Raw genomic sequence first — 1796 nt, 5'->3', positions numbered from 1 at the left:
GATGGTTGGTGGGCAGCGCGTCATACCAGGCCAAGCGGCGCGGCCCGGGCAGCGTCAGGCCCTCGCACAGCAGCTTGGCGAGGTCCGCCAGGTCGTCAGGCGCCAATGCCATGGGGCCTCTTCCGCGCAGGTGCCGGCGCCTCAGTGATCGCCCAAAGCGGCCGTCAGCAGCAGGCGGGCCCGTTCCCAATCGCGTCGCACGGTGCGGTCGGTGATGGCCAGCGTTTCGGCGATCTCGTCTTCGGTGTAGCCGCCGAAGTAGCGCATCTCGACGACGTGAGCCAGCCGGGGTTCGACCTTTTCGAGGTCGTGCAAGGCTTCGTGCACGTGCAGGATCTCCCAGCTGCCATCGCTGACATCGCCGGCGTCGGTGTGGCCGAGGGTCACGTGCTCCCACTGGTGGCCGCGGCATTCGGCGTGGCGCTCGCGCACCGTGTCGACGATCACCGAGCGCATGACGCGGGAGGCATAGGCGAAGAACGCTCGCCGGTCGGACGAATGCAGCTGGCCGCTGTGCAGCGCGCGCAGGTACGACTCGTGGACCAGCGCCGTGGTGTCGAGGTAGGTGCCACGGCCACCGTCACGAAGCCTCGAGCGGGCGAGCTTGCGCAACTCTGGATAGGCCGCGGCAAACAATTCGTCCTGTGCGCCGGCCTGCCCCTCGCTCAGCTGCCGAAGCAGCTCGGTGAGTGTCGACATCGGAGACCTCCTCGGACCCATGACGGTGTGGTCCCTCCGGTCGCTCACTTATCTTTGTGCCGGTCATTCTGGGACCTGGTGCCGGCCGCCGCAACCGGTGTTCGTCCCTGCGCATCCGTCGGTTGAATGACGGACGAGCGGGCGACGTCATGGTCGACCACGTGGCACCCCTGGCAGCCACCCACAAGCCCCAGCGCATGGAAATGCCTGGGGCTTTTTGTTACCTCTTACAACGGCGAGGCATATCGATTGCTGTGTACCGTCAACAGCAACAAAGGATGCCGAAGATGAACACCCGCCGATTGACGTTGAAATGGCCTCTGCTCGCCCTGGTGCTGGGCCTGACCGCCAGTCTGCACGGACACGCTGCGGAGACGAGCCCACCGGCTGCGCCAGCTTCGCAGGCCCCGCAGGCTACGCAAGTGGCCCCGAAGACGCCACCGCGCCTGACGCTGCGCGGCCCGGACATCATCGACCCCACAAGCGGCCAGCCGATCATGCTGCGCGGCTGGAACTGGGGCCACTGGGAGCAGATCCTGCCGCAAGACGCGGCGGAGAACGTCGCTCAGGGCGCCAACGTCGTGCGCATCCCGCTGCGCTGGTGGGGTAAGTACCGCACCAAGAACATCGACAGCCGCGACGACGCGGCCACCGACACCGCAGGCATCTCGCCTACGAACCTGAAGCGGCTGGACGAGGCGATCCGCTCGGCCTCGAATGCCAAGCTGTGGATCGTGCTGTTCATCGATTCCGATTGCGGGCAGAACGGGGTGCAGCCGGATGAGATCCGCTACTGCGACCCGAAGAATGAGTATGGCAACAAGGGCCACAACTTCTGGACCGACCCGCCGATGCGCAAGAAGTACAACGCGGTCTGGCGCTTCGTGGCCAACCGCTACAAGGACACGCCGTACCTGGGCATGTTCGAGCCCCTGCCCGAGATCAACCCGCCCGGCGTGCCGGAGCCCGAGATCAAGGGGCTGTATGCCGAGCTGATGGGGACGATCCGCGAAGTGGCGCCGGGTGTGCCCTTCCTGATTGGCGGGCGTCACTACCAGACGCATGCATTGGGCGATGTCTACGACCCCGCCTGGAAG

Annotated in this window: 2 protein-coding genes; one reads left to right on the top strand and one right to left on the bottom strand. The window is 66.2% G+C overall.

Annotated features, from left to right (window positions below; all coding sequences use genetic code 11):
• Positions 1 to 141: 141 nt before the first annotated feature.
• A complete protein-coding gene (locus AC1DYI_RS34420; protein WP_477208593.1) occupies positions 142 to 699 on the bottom strand; it encodes an ECF-type sigma factor in 558 nt (185 codons plus the stop codon).
• Positions 700 to 986: 287 nt separating this feature from the next.
• Between AC1DYI_RS34420 and AC1DYI_RS34415 the strand changes: the two genes are divergently transcribed.
• Positions 987 to 1796 (top strand): cellulase family glycosylhydrolase (locus tag AC1DYI_RS34415; protein WP_477208592.1); only part of this gene is annotated, 810 nt, incomplete at its 3' end.

This window comes from Ideonella sp. P3_A4 (assembly GCF_056403075.1).
Note: the sequence above shows the minus strand (reverse complement) of the source record. Positions and strands in the feature narration are given on the sequence as shown.